15 protein-coding genes are annotated in these 16,629 nt (G+C 71.9%); 3 read left to right on the forward strand and 12 right to left on the reverse strand.

Annotated elements, in window-relative coordinates; translation table 11 throughout:
- Window positions 1-253 precede the first annotated feature (253 nt).
- The 5 genes from E6R18_RS22270 to E6R18_RS22290 form a co-directional block, all read right to left on the reverse strand.
- Entirely contained in the window at window positions 254-1,375 is a 1,122-nt protein-coding gene (locus E6R18_RS22270) for an LLM class flavin-dependent oxidoreductase (protein WP_136318667.1), read from the reverse strand.
- A 112-nt stretch (window positions 1,376-1,487) separates the two neighbouring features.
- Window positions 1,488-2,273: a glucose 1-dehydrogenase gene (locus E6R18_RS22275; RefSeq protein WP_136318668.1), complete on the reverse strand. Its 786-nt coding sequence runs from the start codon at window positions 2,271-2,273 to the stop codon at window positions 1,488-1,490.
- A gap of 10 nt (window positions 2,274-2,283) precedes the next feature.
- Window positions 2,284-3,228: an LLM class F420-dependent oxidoreductase gene (locus tag E6R18_RS22280; protein ID WP_136318669.1), complete on the reverse strand. Its 945-nt coding sequence runs from the start codon at window positions 3,226-3,228 to the stop codon at window positions 2,284-2,286.
- 111 nt (window positions 3,229-3,339) lie between these two features.
- Complete coding sequence (locus E6R18_RS22285; RefSeq protein WP_136318670.1) at window positions 3,340-4,116, reverse strand: ABC transporter permease; 777 nt, start codon at window positions 4,114-4,116, stop codon at window positions 3,340-3,342.
- Window positions 4,113-5,072 (reverse strand): ATP-binding cassette domain-containing protein, encoded by a 960-nt coding sequence (locus E6R18_RS22290; RefSeq protein ID WP_136318671.1) that lies wholly within the window; start codon window positions 5,070-5,072, stop codon window positions 4,113-4,115. Before E6R18_RS22290 ends, E6R18_RS22285 begins: the two co-directional genes overlap by 4 nt.
- Window positions 5,073-5,346: 274 nt before the next feature.
- Between E6R18_RS22290 and E6R18_RS22295 the strand changes: the two genes are divergently transcribed.
- Entirely contained in the window at window positions 5,347-6,084 is a 738-nt protein-coding gene (locus tag E6R18_RS22295) for a helix-turn-helix domain-containing protein (RefSeq protein ID WP_136318672.1), read from the forward strand.
- A 42-nt stretch (window positions 6,085-6,126) separates the two neighbouring features.
- Here E6R18_RS22295 and E6R18_RS22300 read toward each other — a convergent pair whose 3' ends face one another.
- On the reverse strand, window positions 6,127-8,040 hold the full coding sequence (locus E6R18_RS22300) for an AMP-dependent synthetase/ligase (protein WP_136318673.1): 1,914 nt from the start codon (window positions 8,038-8,040) through the stop codon (window positions 6,127-6,129).
- 246 nt (window positions 8,041-8,286) lie between these two features.
- Entirely contained in the window at window positions 8,287-9,564 is a 1,278-nt protein-coding gene (locus E6R18_RS22305) for an acetyl-CoA C-acetyltransferase (RefSeq protein WP_136318674.1), read from the reverse strand.
- A gap of 76 nt (window positions 9,565-9,640) precedes the next feature.
- Between E6R18_RS22305 and E6R18_RS22310 the strand changes: the two genes are divergently transcribed.
- Both E6R18_RS22310 and E6R18_RS22315 read left to right on the forward strand, forming a co-directional pair.
- Complete coding sequence (locus E6R18_RS22310; RefSeq protein WP_136318675.1) at window positions 9,641-10,960, forward strand: 3-oxoacyl-ACP reductase; 1,320 nt, start codon at window positions 9,641-9,643, stop codon at window positions 10,958-10,960.
- 4 nt (window positions 10,961-10,964) lie between these two features.
- Window positions 10,965-11,831, forward strand: a complete 867-nt coding sequence (locus E6R18_RS22315; protein ID WP_136318676.1) for a MaoC/PaaZ C-terminal domain-containing protein — start codon at window positions 10,965-10,967, stop codon at window positions 11,829-11,831.
- Here E6R18_RS22315 and E6R18_RS22320 read toward each other — a convergent pair.
- The 5 genes from E6R18_RS22320 to mqnE form a co-directional block, all read right to left on the reverse strand.
- A complete protein-coding gene (locus tag E6R18_RS22320) occupies window positions 11,828-12,451 on the reverse strand; it encodes a TetR/AcrR family transcriptional regulator (RefSeq protein WP_136318726.1) in 624 nt (207 codons plus the stop codon). The two genes, E6R18_RS22315 and E6R18_RS22320, sit on opposite strands and share 4 nt — an antisense overlap.
- Before the next feature lie 160 nt (window positions 12,452-12,611).
- Window positions 12,612-13,970, reverse strand: coding sequence for a dicarboxylate/amino acid:cation symporter (locus E6R18_RS22325; protein ID WP_136318677.1), 1,359 nt, complete (start codon window positions 13,968-13,970; stop codon window positions 12,612-12,614).
- Between the two features lie 412 nt (window positions 13,971-14,382).
- The gene (locus tag E6R18_RS22330) at window positions 14,383-14,637 is read right to left on the reverse strand and encodes a DUF4229 domain-containing protein (protein WP_136318678.1); all 255 of its coding nucleotides are present in this window, start codon (window positions 14,635-14,637) and stop codon (window positions 14,383-14,385) included.
- Window positions 14,638-14,782: 145 nt separating this feature from the next.
- Entirely contained in the window at window positions 14,783-15,307 is a 525-nt protein-coding gene (locus E6R18_RS22335; RefSeq protein WP_206308356.1) for a GNAT family N-acetyltransferase, read from the reverse strand.
- A gap of 124 nt (window positions 15,308-15,431) precedes the next feature.
- On the reverse strand, window positions 15,432-16,595 hold the full coding sequence (mqnE, locus tag E6R18_RS22340) for an aminofutalosine synthase MqnE (RefSeq protein ID WP_136318728.1): 1,164 nt from the start codon (window positions 16,593-16,595) through the stop codon (window positions 15,432-15,434).
- Window positions 16,596-16,629: the final 34 nt, after the last annotated feature.

Genomic DNA, 16,629 nt, shown 5'->3' on the forward strand with positions numbered 1-16,629 from the left:
GGTGGTGCGCCGGGGTGCGTACGGCCGCGGTACGCACCCCGGCGGGGAGCGGCGGGCCGGGATGCCGCCGCCCGTGTGGGGGGTGAGCCGGGTGCGATGGGGCGGGGCGCCTGCGGCGGGCCCGTTCCCCTACCCGCCCCTTCCCGTAACCGGGGCTCCGCCCCGGACCCCGCTCCTCAAGCGCCGGAGGGGCTTGAAAAACCAGCCCCGCCGGCGCTTGAGGCGCGGGGGTCAGGGGGCGGCGCCCCCGGGTCTACGCCGCGTCCCGGAACCGGGACGTCCGGTGGACCGGGTCCGTGTCGATCTTCGGGATCACGTGCTCCCCGATCAGCCGGATCGACTCAAGCGTGTCCTCGCGCCCGATCCCGATCGGCAGGCCGAAGCTCAGCTGGTCCGCCCCCGCCCGCTCCCACCTCCGGCACTGGGTCAGTACCTCGTCCGGGTCGCCGCAGATCATCAGCTCCTCGGCGATCAGCAGCTCGATGATCTCCTCGGTGTACTCGGGCAGCAGCTCGGGCCACTCGGGGATGCCCTCGGGGCGGGGGAACGTGTCGTGGTAGCGGAACAGCAGCGACTGGAGGTAGTTGAGCCCGCCGCCGACCGCGATCTCGACCGCCTTCGCGTGGGTCTCGGCGCAGATCGCGGTGGAGGTGACCATCACGTTGTCGTTGACGAAGTCACCGACCGGCTCGGCGTCCTTGACTGCGGTCTTGTAGGAGTCGACGACCCACTCCATGTCGGAGACCTTCTGCACGCTGAAGCCGAGCACGCCGAGCCCCTTCTTCCCGGCCATGGCGTACGAGGACGGCGAGCCGGCCGCGTACCACATCGCCGGGTGGGACTTCCCGTACGGCTTGGGCAGGATCTTGCGGGGCGGGAGCGACCAGTGCTTGCCCTGGAAGCCGACGTACTCGTCCTGGAGCCACATCTTGGGGAACTCGGCGATGGTCTCCTCCCACAGCTCCTTGGTGTGGTTCATGTCAGTGATGCCCGGCATGAACCCGAGGATCTCGTGGCTGCCCGCCCCGCGCCCGGAGCCGAATTCGAAGCGGCCCTCGGAGAGGTGGTCGAGCATGGCGACCTTCTCCGCCACCTTGACCGGGTGGTTGACCGGGGCGAGCGGGTTGAAGATGCCGGAGCCGAGGTGGATGCGGTCGGTGGCGTGGGCGAGGTAGCCCAGGTAGACGTCGTTGGCGGAGAGGTGCGAGTACTCCTCCAGGAAGTGGTGCTCGGAGGCCCAGGCGTACTTGAAGCCGGACTTGTCCGCCTGGATGACGTACTCGGTCTCCTCGATCAGCGCCTTGTGCTCTGCCCCGGGGTCCGCCTGGGCCCGTGCGGCGGGCACGTACCCCTGTACAAAGAGCCCGAATTCCAAGGGGGTTCACCGTCCTCAATCGATATCGACGCCGTTTCTGACGCTCCGTCAGCTCGCGATGTGCGTCCGACTGTTCCACCGGCTCCCGGGTCAGTCAATAGCTGACGCGGCGTCAGAAAAGGCTGACGCCCGCCAGCCAGCCGCCGTCGATGACGAACGGCTGGCCGGTGACGTACGAGGAGTCGTCCGAGGTCAGGAAGAGGGCGAGCGCCGCCACCTCCTCGGGCCGGCCGATCCGGCCCAGCGGCACGAGCTTGCGGTAGAGCGCGTCCACCGCCTCCTTGGTCTCCTCCGGGTCCGCGTCCGGGTCCAGCGCCGCCGGATTGGTCATCGCGGTGTCCACCGCACCCGGGCACAGCGCGTTGACCCGTACCGACTTGGCCGCCAGCTCCACCGCCGCCACCCGGGTCAGGCCCAGCACGGCGTGCTTGCTCGCCGCGTACGCGCCGACGAACGCCATGCCGGTCAGCCCGGTGTACGAGGAGGTGTTGACGATCGTGCCGCCCCCGGCCTCCGCGATCAGCGGCGCGACGGTCCTGATCCCGAGGAACGCCCCCACCTGGTTGACCTGCACCACCTGCTGGAACTCCTCCAGCGGTGTGGAGACCAGCTCGTTGAAGCGCAGGATGCCCGCGTTGTTGACCAGCCCGTCGATCTTCCCGAAGGCGCCCTTCGCGGTGGCGACGGCGGCCTGCCAGTCCTCCTCCCGGCACACGTCCAGGTGGACGTAGAGCGCGGACTCCTCCCCCAGCTCCTTCGCGAGCGCCGCGCCCTGCTCGTCCAGCACGTCGGCGATCACCACCTGGGCGCCCTCGGCGGCGAAGAGCCGCGCCTCCTGTTCGCCCTGCCCGCGCGCGGCGCCGCTGATCAGCACGGTCCGCCCGTCCAGCTTGCCCATGGCCTGACTCCTACCTGTCGAGGTGAGGTGCGACTTCGGCGGCGAACGCCGCCATCTGATCGGTCAGTTCGCTCACGCCCCGGCTGCGGAAGCGCACCTGGATCTGGTGCACCCCCATCGCCGCGTACGCGCGCAGCGACTCCGCCAGCGCCTGAGGCTTCCCGCTGAGCGTGCGCCGCCCCACGGACCAGCCGGGCTCCCCCACGTACAGCGGCTCGGTGAGGGCGCCGACGACGACCGGCTCGGCGTTCCCGGCCTCCTCGCGCAGGGCGTGCAGCCGGGCGATCTGCGCGGGCAGCCGGTCCCGGGGGTCGCCCTGGGGCAGCCACCCGTCCCCCCGCACGGCGGCCCGGCGCAGCGCGGCGGGCGAGGAGCCGCCCACCCAGACCGGCACCCGTTCCTGGGCCGGGCGCGGCAGCTGGCCGAGCCCGGCGAAGGAGAACCGCTCCCCCGCGAACCGCGGGTACTCCTCCGGCCCGAGCGCGGCCTTCAGCGCGTCGATCGTCTCGTCCAGCAGGGCCCCGCGCCCCTCGAAGCCGACCCCGAGCGCGTCGAACTCCTCGCGCACATGGCCGGCCCCGACCCCGAGGATCAGCCGGCCGCCGCTGAGGTGGTCGAGGGTGGCGTACTGCTTGGCGGTGACCAGCGGGTGGCGCAGCCCGACGACGGCGACATGGCTCATCAGCAGGACCCGCTCGGTGATCCCGGCGAGATAGGCGAGGGTGGCCACCGGGTCGTACCAGACGGTTCCCATGCCTGCCGCGAGCCGCCGGGGGACGGCGACGTGGTCGCAGCTCGCGATGTAGGCGAATCCGGTCCGGTCGGCGGTCCTGGCGATCTCGGCGAGGTCGGCCGGGGTCGCCCCGGCCTCCCACGGCTCGGCGAAGAGGGCGCTCTGCGACTGGATGGGCAGCTGCATCCCGTACGACAGCGGCCCGGTGAGCGGTATCGGCACCGAACGACCCCTTCCCCTTGACCTGACGGGCCGTCAGTCGACGTCCGCGCGGGGCCATCGTCGTATCTGACGGCCCATCAGGCAAGGGGGAGGGGCGAACCGGCGGACCGCCTACTCGGGGTCGCGGGCGAACTGCGCCCTGGACCAGAAGCAGCCGAGGACGGCCAGACCGATACACCAGGCCACCGCGAGCCAGCCGTTGTGGCCGATCTCCGTACCGAGCAGCAGGCCGCGCAGGGACTCGATGGCGGGGGTGAACGGCTGGTACTCGGCAATCGGCCGGAACCAGCCGGGCATCGAGTCCAGCGGGACGAAGGCGCTGGAGATGAGCGGCAGCAGGATCAGCGGCGTGGCGTTGTTGCCGGCCGCCTCCGCGTTAGGGCTGCCCAGGCCCATGCCCACGGCGATCCAGGTGAAGGCCAGGGCGAAGAGGGTGAGCAGGCCGAGGGCGGCGAACCACTCCAGGACGGTGGCGCCGGTGGAGCGGAAGCCCATGGCCACCCCGACCGCCCCGACGAACACCACGCTCATGAGCGTCTTCAGAACGCTGCCCACGACGTGGCCGAACAGGACCGAGCCCCGGTGGATGGCCATGGTGCGGAACCGGGCGATGACGCCTTCGCTCATGTCCATGGAGACCGAGACGGCGGTGCCGACGGTGGTCGAGCCGATGGTCATGAGCAGGACGCCGGGAACGATGTACGCGATGTACGCGGAGCGGCCCGCGCCGCCGCTCATCGTGTCGCCGAAGACGTAGACGAACAGCAGGAGCAGCATCACCGGCGTGAGCAGCAGGTTCAGGGTGAGCGAGGGGTAGCGCCGGGCGTGCAGCAGGTTGCGGCGCAGCATGGTGGACGAGTCGCGCACGGCGAGGGAGAGGCTGGTCATCGGACGGTCTCCTTGGTCGGGGCGGGCACGCCGGCGTCGGTGAGGGCGAAGAAGACGTCGTCGAGGTCGGGGGTGTGCACGGTGAGTTCGTCGGCCTCGACGCCGGCGGCGTCCAGCCGGTCCAGGACGGCGCGCAGGGCGCGCTGGGTGCCGTCGCTGGGGAGTTGCAGGGAAAGGGCCTCGTCGTCCGGGGCGGCGTCGGCCAGGGCGAGGACGGCGGAGCGGTAGGCGTCCGGGTCGGTGAAGCGCAGCCGTACGTGCCCGCCGGGCACGATCCGCTTCAGCTCGTCGGCGCTGCCCTCCGCCGCGATCCGCCCGCGGTGCAGGACGGCGATGCGGTCGGCGAGTTCGTCGGCCTCCTCCAGGTACTGGGTGGTGAGGAAGACGGTCACGCCGTCGCCGACCAGGCCGCGGATGATGCCCCACATGGTGTGGCGGCTGCGCGGGTCGAGGCCGGTGGTCGGCTCGTCCAGGAAGATGATGCGCGGGTTCCCGACGAGGGTCATCGCGATGTCGAGGCGGCGCTTCATGCCGCCGGAGTAGGTGGAGGCGGGCTTCTTCGCCGCCTCGGTGAGGTCGAATCGGGCCAGGAGTTCCGCGGCGGTCCGCCGCCCCTCGGCCTTGGACAGGTGGTGCAGGTCCGCCATCAGGAGCATGTTCTCCTCGCCGGTGATCAGCCCGTCCACAGCGGAGAACTGCCCGGTGACGCCGATCGCCGCGCGCACCGCCTGCGGGTCGGCGGCCAGGTCGTGGCCGCCGACGCTGATCCCGCCGGAGCCGGCGCCGGGCCGGATCAGCGTGGAGAGGATCTTGACGACGGTGGTCTTGCCGGCGCCGTTCGGGCCGAGCAGCGCGAACACGGTCCCGGCCGGGATGGTCAGGTCGATCCCGTCGAGCACGGTCTTCTCGCCGTACGACTTGCGCAGCCCGCTCGCCGCGATGGCCGGGTTCGTCATGACAGAAGCTCCTTCGGGGTCCTTCTCCGGTCGTGCGGGCCCCACCGGCCCGTACTTTCCGATGACGGAAACGCTACGTTGCGTTCACTGAGCTGGCAACGACCTGCGTGCACCAGATTCGCATAACTGCACGCGGGAGCAGATAAGTTGATGCAATGACCCGCACCTAACGCAACGATCGGCCACACCATTCGTTGCAATGGAATGGGCGCGAACGCTATAGTCGGCCCATCGGCCGCCCCAGGGCCGCGCCCAGGCCACGAAGGAGACCGCGATGCCGGGAGGCAGGCTCACCCAGCAGGAACGCCGGCAGATCGCCCGGGGCCTGGCCGACGGCCTGGCCTACGCCGAGATCGCCCGGAACCTGGACCGCCCCACCTCCACGGTCACCCGCGAGGTGACCCGTAACGGCGGCCCCTCCGGCTACCGCGCCGAGGCCGCCCACCGCGCCACCGAGCACCGCGCCCACCGCCGCAGGGAGGCCGAGCCCCGCGAGGCGCGCCCGGCCCCGCAGCCGTACGGACGCGACGCCGACGCGGTGCGCGCGTACGAGGAGGTGTTCACCGCGATGATCATGGCGTCGGGCGCGCCGCCGATGGTGTCCCGAGTGCTGGCCTGCCTGTCCCTCACCGACAGCGGGAGCCTCACCGCCGCCGGTCTCGCCGAACGCCTCGGGGTCAGCCCGGCGTCCGTCTCCAAGGCGATCACGTACCTGGAGGGCCAGGGCATGGTCCGCAGGAAGCGTGATGGGGGCCGCCGCGAGCGCTACACCGTGGACGACGACATCATGTACGAGTCCATGATGGCGAGCGCCCACTCGACCGCCCAGCTCGCGCTGACCGCGCGCCAGGGCGTCCCCGTCCTCGGCCACGACACCCCGGCGGGCACCCGCCTGGAGAACATGGCCCGGTTCCTGAACTACGTCTCCGAAGCCGTGGCCCGCGCGGCGGAGGAGGCCCGTGACCTCCTCCACACGAAACCGGGGACGCCGCCCCCCGACACCCCCGCCTGACCGCGCCCCGGCGGCACGGGGCGCGGTCGGGACGCCGCCCCCTCACTTCCGGTACAGCGCCTCGATCTCGTCCGCGAAGTCCCGCGCGATGGCGTCCCGCTTCAGCTTCAGGGACGGTGTGAGGTGGCCGCCCTCCTCGGTGAAGTCCACCGGCAGGACCGTGAACTTGCGGATCGACTCGGCCCGGGAGACGAGCCGGTTGGCCTCGTCCACCGCGCGCTGGAGCGCCGAGCGCAGCTCCTCGTCGTGGACGAGTTCGCGCAGGGGCACGTCCCTCTTCTTGCGCATCTGCCGCCAGTGCGCGAGCCCGTCCGGCTCCAGGGTGATCAGGGCGGTGATGAACGAGCGGTTGTCGCCGACCACCATGCACTGGCTGACCAGCGGGTGGGCGCGCAGCCAGTCCTCCAGCGGGGCCGGGGTGACGTTCTTGCCGCCCGAGGTGATGATGATGTCCTTCTTGCGGCCGGTGATCGTGAGGTAGCCGTCCTGGTCCAGCGCGCCCAGGTCACCGGTGGCGAACCAGCCGCCGTCGAGCACGGGCACGGCCTCGCCGCGCTCGGTGTCCCAGTAGCCACGGAACACCTGCCCGCCGCTGAGCAGCACCTCGCCGTCGTCGGCTATGCGGACGGCGGTGCCGGGCATCGGCCAGCCGACCGTGCCCAGGCGGGGCTTGAGCGGCGGGGTGACGGTGGCGGCGGCGGTGGTCTCGGTCAGCCCGTAGCCCTCGAAGATCTCGATGCCGGCGCCCGCGTAGAAGGCGGCGAGCCGGCGGCCCAGCGGCGAGCCGCCGCAGATCGCGTACCGGACGTGGCCGCCGAGCGCGGCCCGGATGCGGCGGTAGACCAGCGGGTCGTACAGGGCGCGGGCGGCGCGCAGCCCGAGGCCGGGGCCCGGCCCTGTGCCGTGTTCGGCGGCCTCGACGGCCTGGCCGTAGCGCTGGGCGATCCGGGCCGCCCGGTCGAAGGAGGAGGCGCGGCCCATCTTCTCGGCGGTGGCCCGGCCGGTGTTGTAGACCTTCTCCAGGACGTACGGGATGGCCAGCAGGAACGACGGTTTGAAACCGGCCAGGTCGGCGAGCAGGTCCTCGGTCCGGATGGACGGGGCGTGGCCGAGGCGGACGCGGGCGCGCAGGCAGCCGATCGCCACCATCCGGCCGAAGACGTGCGAGAGCGGCAGGAACAGCAGGGTGGACGCCGGGTACTTGCTGACCGACTTGAAGACCGGGTGCAGCAGCTCGATGGCGTTGTCCACCTCGGCGAAGAAGTTGCCGTGGGTCAGCACGCAGCCCTTGGGGCGGCCCGTGGTGCCCGAGGTGTAGATGAGGGTGGCCGGGGTCTCCGGCTCCAGGGTCGCGCGGCGGGCGGCGACGGCGTCGTCCGGGAGGTCCCTGCCGAGCTTCTTCAGCCGGCCGAGCGCACCCGTGTCGAACTGCCAGAGGTGGGCGAGGCCGCCGAGCTGCTTGCGTTCCTGGCTGATGATCCGGCCCTGGTCGGCGGTCTCGACGGCGCAGGCGACGGCCCCGGAGTCCTGGAGTATCCAGCGGGCCTGGAAGGCGGAGGAGGTCGGGTAGATGGGGACGGTGACCAGACCGGCGGCCCAGGCGGCGAAGTCGAGCAGCGTCCACTCGTACGTCGTGCGGGCCATGATCGCGATCCGGTCGCCGCCGCGCAGGCCCTCCGCGATCAGGCCCTTGGCGACGGCGAGCACCTCGGCGGCGAAGTCGGCCGCCGTCACGTCCCGCCAGCTGCCGTCCGGCTGCTTGCGGCTGATGACGGCGTCGGCGGGGGCCTCGCGGGCGTTGTCGAACGGGATCTCGGCGAGCGAGCCGCGCCGGACGGGCGGGGCGAACGCCGGTACGGAGACCTGCCGGACGGTGCCGTCGGCGGCCCGGACCTTCGCCGGCTCGACCAGGACGGGGGCGGCGGGCGCGGGGGACGGGGCGGGTGGCGTGGACACGTGCGGCTCCTCGGCATCGGGGTCGGGCGGTTCACTGGGGCCGGCGGGTGGCCGCCGGGTGGTGCGGGCCCGGCCGGCGGCCGGGGTGGTACGTACGCGGGCCCGGCCGGCGGCCGGGTTCGGGCGCGTACGACGGGCGCCGGTGCCGGGGCAGCCGGTTCGCGCTCGTACGGCTGGTGCGCGCCCCGTACGGGCGTGCGGTGCGCGGGTCCCGCCGCGCCCGTCACGCCCGTACGGCGGGCGGCCTCACACGCGTTCGAGGATGGCCGTGACGCCCTGGCCGCCCGCCGCGCAGACCGAGATCAGGCCCCGGCCGGGGGCGTCCCGTTCGGCGAGGAGCTTGGCGAGCGTGGCGACGATGCGGGCGCCCGTCGCGGCGAACGGGTGCCCGGTCGCCAGGGAGGACCCCGCCACGTTGAGCCGGTCCCGGTCCACGGGCGCGAGCCCCTGCTTCTCCCAGGCGGCCAGCGTGGCCAGCACCTGGGAGGCGAACGCCTCGTGGATCTCGAAGAGGTCGAAGTCCTCGATGGAGAGCCCGGCCCGCTCCAGCATCCGGGGCACGGCGTACGCGGGCGCCATCAGCAGCCCGTCCTCGCCGCCCACGTAGTCGACGGCGGCCGTCTCGTACAGGGACAGATACGCCTGGGGTTCCAGGCCGTGCCGCTCGGCCCACTCCTCGCTCGCCAGGAGCACGGTCGCGGCGCCGTCCGTGAGCGGGGTCGAGTTGCCCGCGGTCATCGTCGCGTCCGGGTGGTCCGCGCCGAACACCGGCTTCAGCGTGGCGAGTTTCTCCACCGTGGAGCCGGGGCGCAGGTTCTGGTCCCGGTCCAGGCCGAGGTACGGGACGACGAGGTCGTCCAGGAAGCCCCGCTCGTACGCGGCGGCGAGGCGCTGGTGGCTGGTGGCGGCCAGCAGGTCCTGGTCGGCGCGGGCGATGTCCCACTGCCGGGCGGTGACCGCCGCGTGGTCGCCCATCGAGAGGCCGGTGCGCGGTTCGGCGTTGCGCGGGATGTCGGGGACGAGGTGCCGGGGCCGTACGCCCGTCAGGGCCTTCGCCCGGCCGCCCGCCGACTTCGCGCGCCGGGCCGACAGCAGCAGCCTGCGCAGCTCGTCGTTGACGCCGAGCGGCGCGTCGCTCGTGGTGTCGGTGCCGCCCGCGACGGCCGAGTCGATGGCCCCGAGCATGATCTTGTTCGCGGCGGCTATGACCGCCTGGAGGCCGGTGCCGCACGCCTGTTGGACGTCGTAGGCAGGGGTGCGCGGGTCGAGCAGCGAACCGAGCACGGTCTCGCGGGCCAGGTTGAAGTCCCGGCTGTGCTTGAGGACCGCGCCCGCGGCGAACTCGCCGACCCGCTCCCCCTGGAGTCCGAAACGCTCGACGAGCCCGTTCAGCGCGGCGGTCAGCATCTGCTGGTTGGATGCCTGTGCATAGGGCCCGTCGGAGCGCGCGAAGGGGATGCGGCTGCCGCCGATGACCGCGACCCGGCGGGGCTGCGGGAGTGCGAGGGGGATCAACTCGACCAACTCATCTCGACCAACTCCTGACTCTTGAGTAACCTTACTCCGGAGTAAATCTACGACCGAGCAGGGAGTCTGGACAATGGCCGACCGCTATCTGCACCTGACCGGCACGGCACCCGGCAGGTTCCTCACCCGGAAGCTCGGCCTCCCGCAGCCCGCGCGGCTGCGGCGCTGGACCCTGGAGACACCGGCGCTCACCGGCCCGGTCCTCCACCTCACCGCCGGGGAGTCCGCCGTCACCGAGGAGCTGGCCGCGATCCTCGCCGCGACCGGCCTGGAGGTGGTCGCGCGCGCCGACCGGCCCGCCGCGCTCGTGCTGGACGCGACGGCCGTCGACACCGCCGCCGGGCTCGCCGCCGTGCACGCGGCCCTGCACCCGGTCGTCCGCTCGCTCGCCCCCGGCGGCCGGGTCGTCGTCCTCGGGGTGCGGCCGTCCCCGGACGACCACCACCAGGCCGCCGCCCAGCAGGCGCTGGAGGGCTTCGTGCGCTCCCTCGGCAAGGAGATCGGCAAGGGCGCCACCGTGCAACTGGTGCGCATCGCCCCCGGAGCCGTCGCCGCCGCCGAATCCACGCTGCGCTTCCTGCTCTCGCCCCGGTCCGCCTACATCAGCGGCCAGGTCATCGAGGTGGCCGACGCCGCCCCCGACCCGGTCGCCGACTGGGCCGCCCCGCTCGCCGGCCGCACCGCCCTGGTCACCGGCGCCGCCCGGGGCATCGGGGCCTCCGTCGCCTCGGTCCTGGCCCGCGACGGCGCCCACGTCATCTGCCTGGACATCCCGCAGGCCCAGGAGGACCTGGTGCGCACCGCCGACCGCCTCGGCGCGACCGCCCTCCCGCTGGACATCACGGCGGACGACGCGGCCGAACGCATCGCGGCCGCCGCCCCGGACGGGCTCGACATCCTCGTCCACAACGCCGGCATCACCCGCGACCGGCGGCTCGCCAACATGCCGGCCGAACGCTGGGCCTCGGTCATCGACGTCAACCTGGACAGCGTCCTGCGCACCACCGACGCCCTGCTGAAGGCCGGCACGGTCAACCGGGGCGGCCGGATCGTCGCCACCGCCTCCATCGCGGGCATCGCCGGCAACAACGGCCAGACCAACTACGCGGCCAGCAAGGCCGGCGTCATCGGCCTCGTCCGCTCGCTCGCCCCGCGCGCCGCCGCCGACCACGGCGTCACGGTCAACGCGGTGGCCCCCGGCTTCATCGAGACGAAGATGACCGCGGCCGTACCGCTGTTCATCCGCGAGGCGGGCCGCCGGATGAACTCCCTCTCCCAGGGCGGGCTTCCGGTCGACGTCGCCGAGACCACCGCCTGGTTCGCCCAGCCCGCGTCGACGGCCGTCAACGGCCAGGTCGTCCGGGTCTGCGGCCAGAGCCTGCTGGGAGCGTGACCCCGTGCCGAGCCTGACCCTCTCGCTGGCCCGGGGCGCCCTCACCTCCCCCCTCAAGCGGGCGGGACGGCCGGACGCCACCCTGCCCGCCGACCGCCCGAGCCTGCCGGCCGCCCCCGCCGCCCCCGGCCCGCTGGCCGCGTACCGCCGCATATGCGGCTTCGCGGACTCCGGCCCGCTGCCGGTCACGTACCCGCACGTCCTGGCGTTCCCGCTCGCCATGCGGCTGATGACCCGCCGCAGCTTCCCGCTCCCGGTCACCGGCCTCGTCCACACCTGGATCGAGATATCCGCCCACCGCGCCCTGCGCCCCGAGGACCGGCTCGCACTCACGGTGCACGCCGAGGAGTTGACACCGCACCGGCGCGGCACGGAGGTCACCGTGGTGACCGAGGCCCGTCTCGCGGGCGAGCTGGTGTGGGAGTCCCGCAGCGGCTACCTCTCCCGGCACGCGCCGCGTTCGGGAACGGAAACGGGCCCGGGAACGCGCACGGAAACGGGCCCGGGAACGCGCACGGGGACCGCGCACTCCGCCGCGCCCCCGGAAGCAGCCCCCGATCTTCCCGCCGTCGCCGAGTGGCGGCTGCCCGCCGACCTCGGGCGGCGGTACGCGGCGGCCTCGGGCGACCGCAACCCGATCCACCTCTACCCGCTGACCGCCCGGCTGTTCGGCTTCCCCCGGGCCATAGCCCACGGCATGTGGACCGTCGCCCGCTGCCTGGCCGAGGCCCCCGAACCGGACCGGATCCGTACCGTACGGGCCGACTTCCGCGCACCCGTCCTGCTGCCCGGCACCGTCACCTACGCCACCGACGGCACCGCGTTCCAGCTGCGCGGCGGCGAGCGCGTCCACCTCACGGGGACCGTCTAGGACTCCGCCGGCAGCTGCCACGGGCGGCCGTTCATCAGGTTCTCCAGGCCCGCCCAGGAGAAGTTCATCAAGGTGGCCGCCGCCTCCCGGGCCGAGACGCCCGGGGTCTCGTTGGCCCAGCCGGCCAGCGACTCCGCCGCGCCCACCAGCGCCTGCGCGAGGCCCGCCACGTCCCGGTCCGGGAGCGCCGGATCGTGGTGCGCCTCGCGGGCGGCGGCCCCGATCAGCCCCGTCACGAACGCGACGATCTCCTCGCGCATCACGTTGACCTCGGTGGCGAACGGCTCCCCGTGCGTCCGCGCCTGCCGGTACAGCACCGCCCAGCCGTCCGGGTTCTCCGCGGTGTGCGTGAAGAACGCCCGCAGCCCGTCCCAGAGTTGGCGGTCGGCCGGCAGCCCCGGCTCGACGCCCGCCTGGACCGCGGCGAGCAGCGCCTGCGCCTCGCGCCGGATGCACGCGGTGAAGAGTTCGTCCTTGGAATTCAGGTAGAGATAGACCAGCGGCTTGGACACACCGGCCAGCTCGGCGATCTCGTCCATCGATGCGGCCCGGTACCCCCGCTGCCCGAACGTCTGCACCGCGGCGTCCATCATCTGCCGCTCACGCACCGCGCGCGGCATCCGCTTGTTCCTCACAGCACCCACGTCGACTTCCTCCCTCCCCCCGCAGCACTACTCCCCGGTAAGGGTACGGGGCCGCGGGGCCAGGACCCTCGTACGGAGCGCACGAGGGCCCCTCCTCCGCGCGGGAGAAGGGGCCCTCAGGTGGTGGAACGGGCGGTCAGACGGCGACCGGGACGCGCTCCGGCTCGGCGTCGCGCACCTCTGCGTCGTGCACCTCTGCGTCGTCGACCGGGGAGGCCGAGGCCGAGTTGTACGCGTCGTGGTCAAGGATCTTCTCGCGGGCCGCGACGATCACCGGGACGAGGGCCTGGCCGGCCACGTTGGTGGCGGTCCGCATCATGTCCAGGATCGGGTCGATGGCCATCAGCAGGCCGACGCCCTCCAGCGGGAGGCCCAGGGTCGACAGGGTCAGCGTCAGCATGACCGTGGCGCCGGTCAGACCGGCGGTGGCCGCCGAACCGATGACCGAGACGAACGCGATCAGGATGTAGTCACCGACACCCAGCTGCACGTCGAAGATCTGCGCGATGAAGATCGCGGCGAGCGCCGGGTAGATCGCGGCGCAGCCGTCCATCTTGGTGGTGGCACCGAACGGGACGGAGAAGGAGGCGTACTCCTTCGGAACGCCCAGGCGCTCGGTGACCTTCTGGGTGACCGGCATGGTGCCGACCGAGGAGCGCGAGACGAAGGCCAGCTGGATCGCGGGCCAGGCGCCCTTGAAGAACTGGAGCGGGCTGACCTTGGCGACGGTGGCGAGCAGCAGCGGGTAGACGCCGAACAGCACCAGGGCGCAGCCGATGTAGACGTCGGCGGTGAAGGTGGCGTACTTGCCGATCAGGTCCCAGCCGTAGTCGGCGATGGCGTAGCCGATGAGGCCGACGGTGCCGAGCGGGGCGAGGCGGATGACCCACCACAGGGCCTTCTGGAGGAGTTCCAGGACGGCTTCGCTGAGGGTGAGGATCGGCTGCGCCTTCTCGCCGAGCTTGAGGGCGGCGATGCCGGCGACGGCGGCCATGAAGACGATCTGCAAAACGTTCAGCTCGGCGAACGGCGTGATGACGTTGCTCGGAACGATGCCGGTCAGGAAGTCGAGCCAGGAGCCGGCGTGCTCGGGGAGCTTGCCGTCCTTCGGGGTGAGGCCGGTGCCGGAGCCCGGGTTGGTGATCAGGCCGATCGCGAGGCCGATGGCGACGGCGATCAGCGAGGTGATCATGAACCAGAGCACGGTGCGCCCGGCCAGCCGGGCGGCGTTGTTGACCTTGCGCAGGTTGGTGATCGACACCAGGATCGCGAAGAAGACGAGGGGCGCGACGGCCAGCTTCAGCAGCTGGACGAAGATGTGGCCGACCTTGTCGAGCGTGGTGTAGAGCCAGTCGATGTCCTGGCTGCGGGCGAGCCAGCCGAGCAGGACGCCGAGGACCAGACCGGCGACGATCTGGGCCCAGAACGGGACCTTCGGTATGCGGAAGCCGGAGCCGGCGGGCTTCTCGGCGGTGGACGCGGGGTTCGCGGACACGGACACACTCCAGATGTGACGCATCGGGACGCACGGGGACGGTGTGCGGAGGGGGACGGGGGTGCGGCGCCCGCGTCAGGGGCGGCGCCGCTGCATGGTGCCGGTTTCAGACGTTGCGGCAACAGACCGCGGACATACAGCGGCAGAGGTCGACATGAAGGCGCGCCACGAGCGGGACGCTCGTGGCAGGTCGGAGGCGCACAACAGTCTTCATGCCGAACACGTTAACACTTGAACTTTGAGAACCTCAAAGGTCTCCTTTGATACGAAGCGGCGCCGCAAAAGCCCCTCGCGGCGGACCGGAATCCTCAACTCCGCCTGGAGCAGCGAAAAACCCCAGTACAGGAGCGGGCGCTCCCGTGCCGGGGTTCGACGAGAAAAAGCGAGGGGTGTGAGGAAGCTTACGTTCCTCTTACTGGGTCACACCGTCCTCGCGCGTGCGGTTGGCCTCCAGGCGGGCCTTGGCACGGTCGACCGAGGAGACGATCTGCTCGGACATCTCGTCGCGCTGCTTGCGCAGCAGGACGTAACTGAGCGGCGCGGACAGCACCAGGGCGAGCAGGATGACCCAGACGACGTTGGACCCCCCGGCCCCGGACGGCACCAGCCCGAAGTTGACGGCGATGGCGGCGACGACGAAGCAGCCGACGAAGATGCTGAGACGCATCGCGGTGTACCGGATCGTTGCGCTCGGCTTGGCAGCGGACACAGCTGGCCCTCTCTCTACGTACGACAGTCCTGCCCGACCAGTGAAGCATGCCCCGCAATCGAGCGATTCGCAGGGCTGCACCCTGAGGCGGCCCCTGGGGCGATCAGCTCAGCGGCAGCAGCATGATGATGTCGTCGCGGTCGTCGCCCTCGGCCACCCGGATCGCCCCCGGAACCCGCCCGACCTCCTTGTATCCGCAGGCCGCGTAGAAGCGGTCGGCGCCCGTGCCGCCCCGGCAGGTGAGCCGGATGGCCTCGATGCCCTCGGTCGCCCGGGCCGCGTCGGCGGCGGCCGCCATCAGGTCGCGGCCGTACCCGCGGCCCTGGTGGCGGGGGTGGACCATCACGGTGTAGGCCCACAGCCAGTGCGTCATCAGCCGGTGCGTGTTGCGGGCGAGGAAGGCGGTGGCGGCGATGGTGCCGTCCTCGTCGTGGCCGACGAGGAGCCGGGTGCGGCCCTCCTCGATGGCGACCAGGTGCTTGAGCAGCTCGGGCCGGACGTCCTCCACCGTCACGGGCGGTACGAAGCCCACGGCACCGCCCGCGTTGGACACATCGGCCCAGAGCGCGGCGATGCCGTCGCGCACGGACCGGTCGAACTTCGGATCCACCTCGAATGTAAGCGCCATAGCGGCAGATTAACTATTACCTTGCCGCCGACTCAACCGCCGTCCGGAACGCGAGAAAGCTCCGGCCGGGGACGGTGGCCGGAGCTTTCGTACGAGCAGCGCCGCGCGCGCGGCGGCGCCGGGGTCAGACCCGCATCGGCTGCGGCGACTCGCGCCGCTCCGCGTCCGGGCCCGGGTACTCGCGGATGATCTCGTACCGGGTGTTGCGCTCGACGGGCCGGAAGCCGGCGTCGCGGATCAGGTCGAGCAGATCCTCGCGGCCGAGCTTGTTCGGCGTGCCGTAGTTGTCCGCGTCGTGCGTGATCTTGTACTCGACGACCGAGCCGTCCATGTCGTCCGCGCCGTGCTGGAGGGCGAGCTGGGCGGTCTGCACGCCGTGCATCACCCAGAACACCTTGACGTGCGGCACGTTGTCGAACAGCAGCCGGGAGACCGCGAAGGTCTTGAGCGCCTCGGCACCGGTCGCCATCGTCGTCCGCGCCTGGAGCTTGTTGCGGATCTTGCCGTCCTTCATGTCCACGAAGTCGTGCTGGTAGCGCAGCGGGATGAAGACCTGGAAGCCGCCGGTCTCGTCCTGGAGCTCACGCAGCCGCAGCACGTGGTCGACGCGGTGCCGGGGCTCCTCGATGTGCCCGTACAGCATGGTCGCCGGGGTCTTGAGCCCCTTCTCGTGGGCCAGCCGGTGGATGCGCGACCAGTCCTCCCAGTGCGTGCGGTGGTCCACGATGTGCTGGCGGACCTCCCAGTCGAAGATCTCCGCGCCGCCGCCGGTCAGCGACTCCAGACCGGCCTCGATCAGCTCGTCAAGGATCTCCGAGGCGGAGAGCTTGGAGATGGTCTCGAAGTGGTGGATCTCTGTCGCGGTGAACGCCTTGAGGGAGACCTGCGGCAGCGCTTCCTTCAGCGCGCTCAGCGAGCGCGGGTAGTAGCGCCACGGCAGGGAGGGGTGCAGCCCGTTGACGATGTGCAGCTCGGTGAGGTTCTCGCCCTCCATCGCCTTGGCGAGCTTCACCGCCTCCTCGATGCGCATCGTGTACGCGTCCTTCTCGCCCGGCTTGCGCTGGAAGGAGCAGTACGCGCACGAGGCGGTGCACACGTTGGTCATGTTGAGGTGCCGGTTGACGTTGAAGTGGACGACGTCGCCGTTCTTGCGCGTACGCACCTCATGGGCCAGCCCGCCGAGCCACGCCAGGTCGTCGGACTCGTAGAGCGCGATCCCGTCCTCGCGGGTCAGCCGCTCACCGGCCCCGACCTTCTGCTCCAGCTCGCGCTTGAGTCCCGCGTCCACTAGGGCGCCTCCCATGTTTCTCTCCGTACCGGAC

It is taken from the genome of Streptomyces sp. A1277, assembly GCF_004795015.1.
Taxonomy (GTDB): Bacteria; Actinomycetota; Actinomycetes; order Streptomycetales; family Streptomycetaceae; genus Streptomyces.

Bases quoted from the DNA above. Each gene is read 5' to 3' on its own strand.
- E6R18_RS22290 (WP_136318671.1), bottom strand. From the start codon at position 5,072: ATGACGAACCCGGCCATCGCGGCGAGCGGGCTGCGCAAGTCGTACGGC.
- E6R18_RS22310 (WP_136318675.1), top strand. From the start codon at position 9,641: ATGGCCGACCGCTATCTGCACCTGACCGGCACGGCACCCGGCAGGTTC.
- E6R18_RS22295 (WP_136318672.1), top strand. From the start codon at position 5,347: ATGCCGGGAGGCAGGCTCACCCAGCAGGAACGCCGGCAGATCGCCCGG.
- E6R18_RS22335 (WP_206308356.1), bottom strand. From the start codon at position 15,307: ATGGCGCTTACATTCGAGGTGGATCCGAAGTTCGACCGGTCCGTGCGC.
- E6R18_RS22330 (WP_136318678.1), bottom strand. From the start codon at position 14,637: ATGCGTCTCAGCATCTTCGTCGGCTGCTTCGTCGTCGCCGCCATCGCC.
- E6R18_RS22320 (WP_136318726.1), bottom strand. From the start codon at position 12,451: ATGCCGCGCGCGGTGCGTGAGCGGCAGATGATGGACGCCGCGGTGCAG.
- E6R18_RS22285 (WP_136318670.1), bottom strand. From the start codon at position 4,116: ATGACCAGCCTCTCCCTCGCCGTGCGCGACTCGTCCACCATGCTGCGC.
- E6R18_RS22275 (WP_136318668.1), bottom strand. From the start codon at position 2,273: ATGGGCAAGCTGGACGGGCGGACCGTGCTGATCAGCGGCGCCGCGCGC.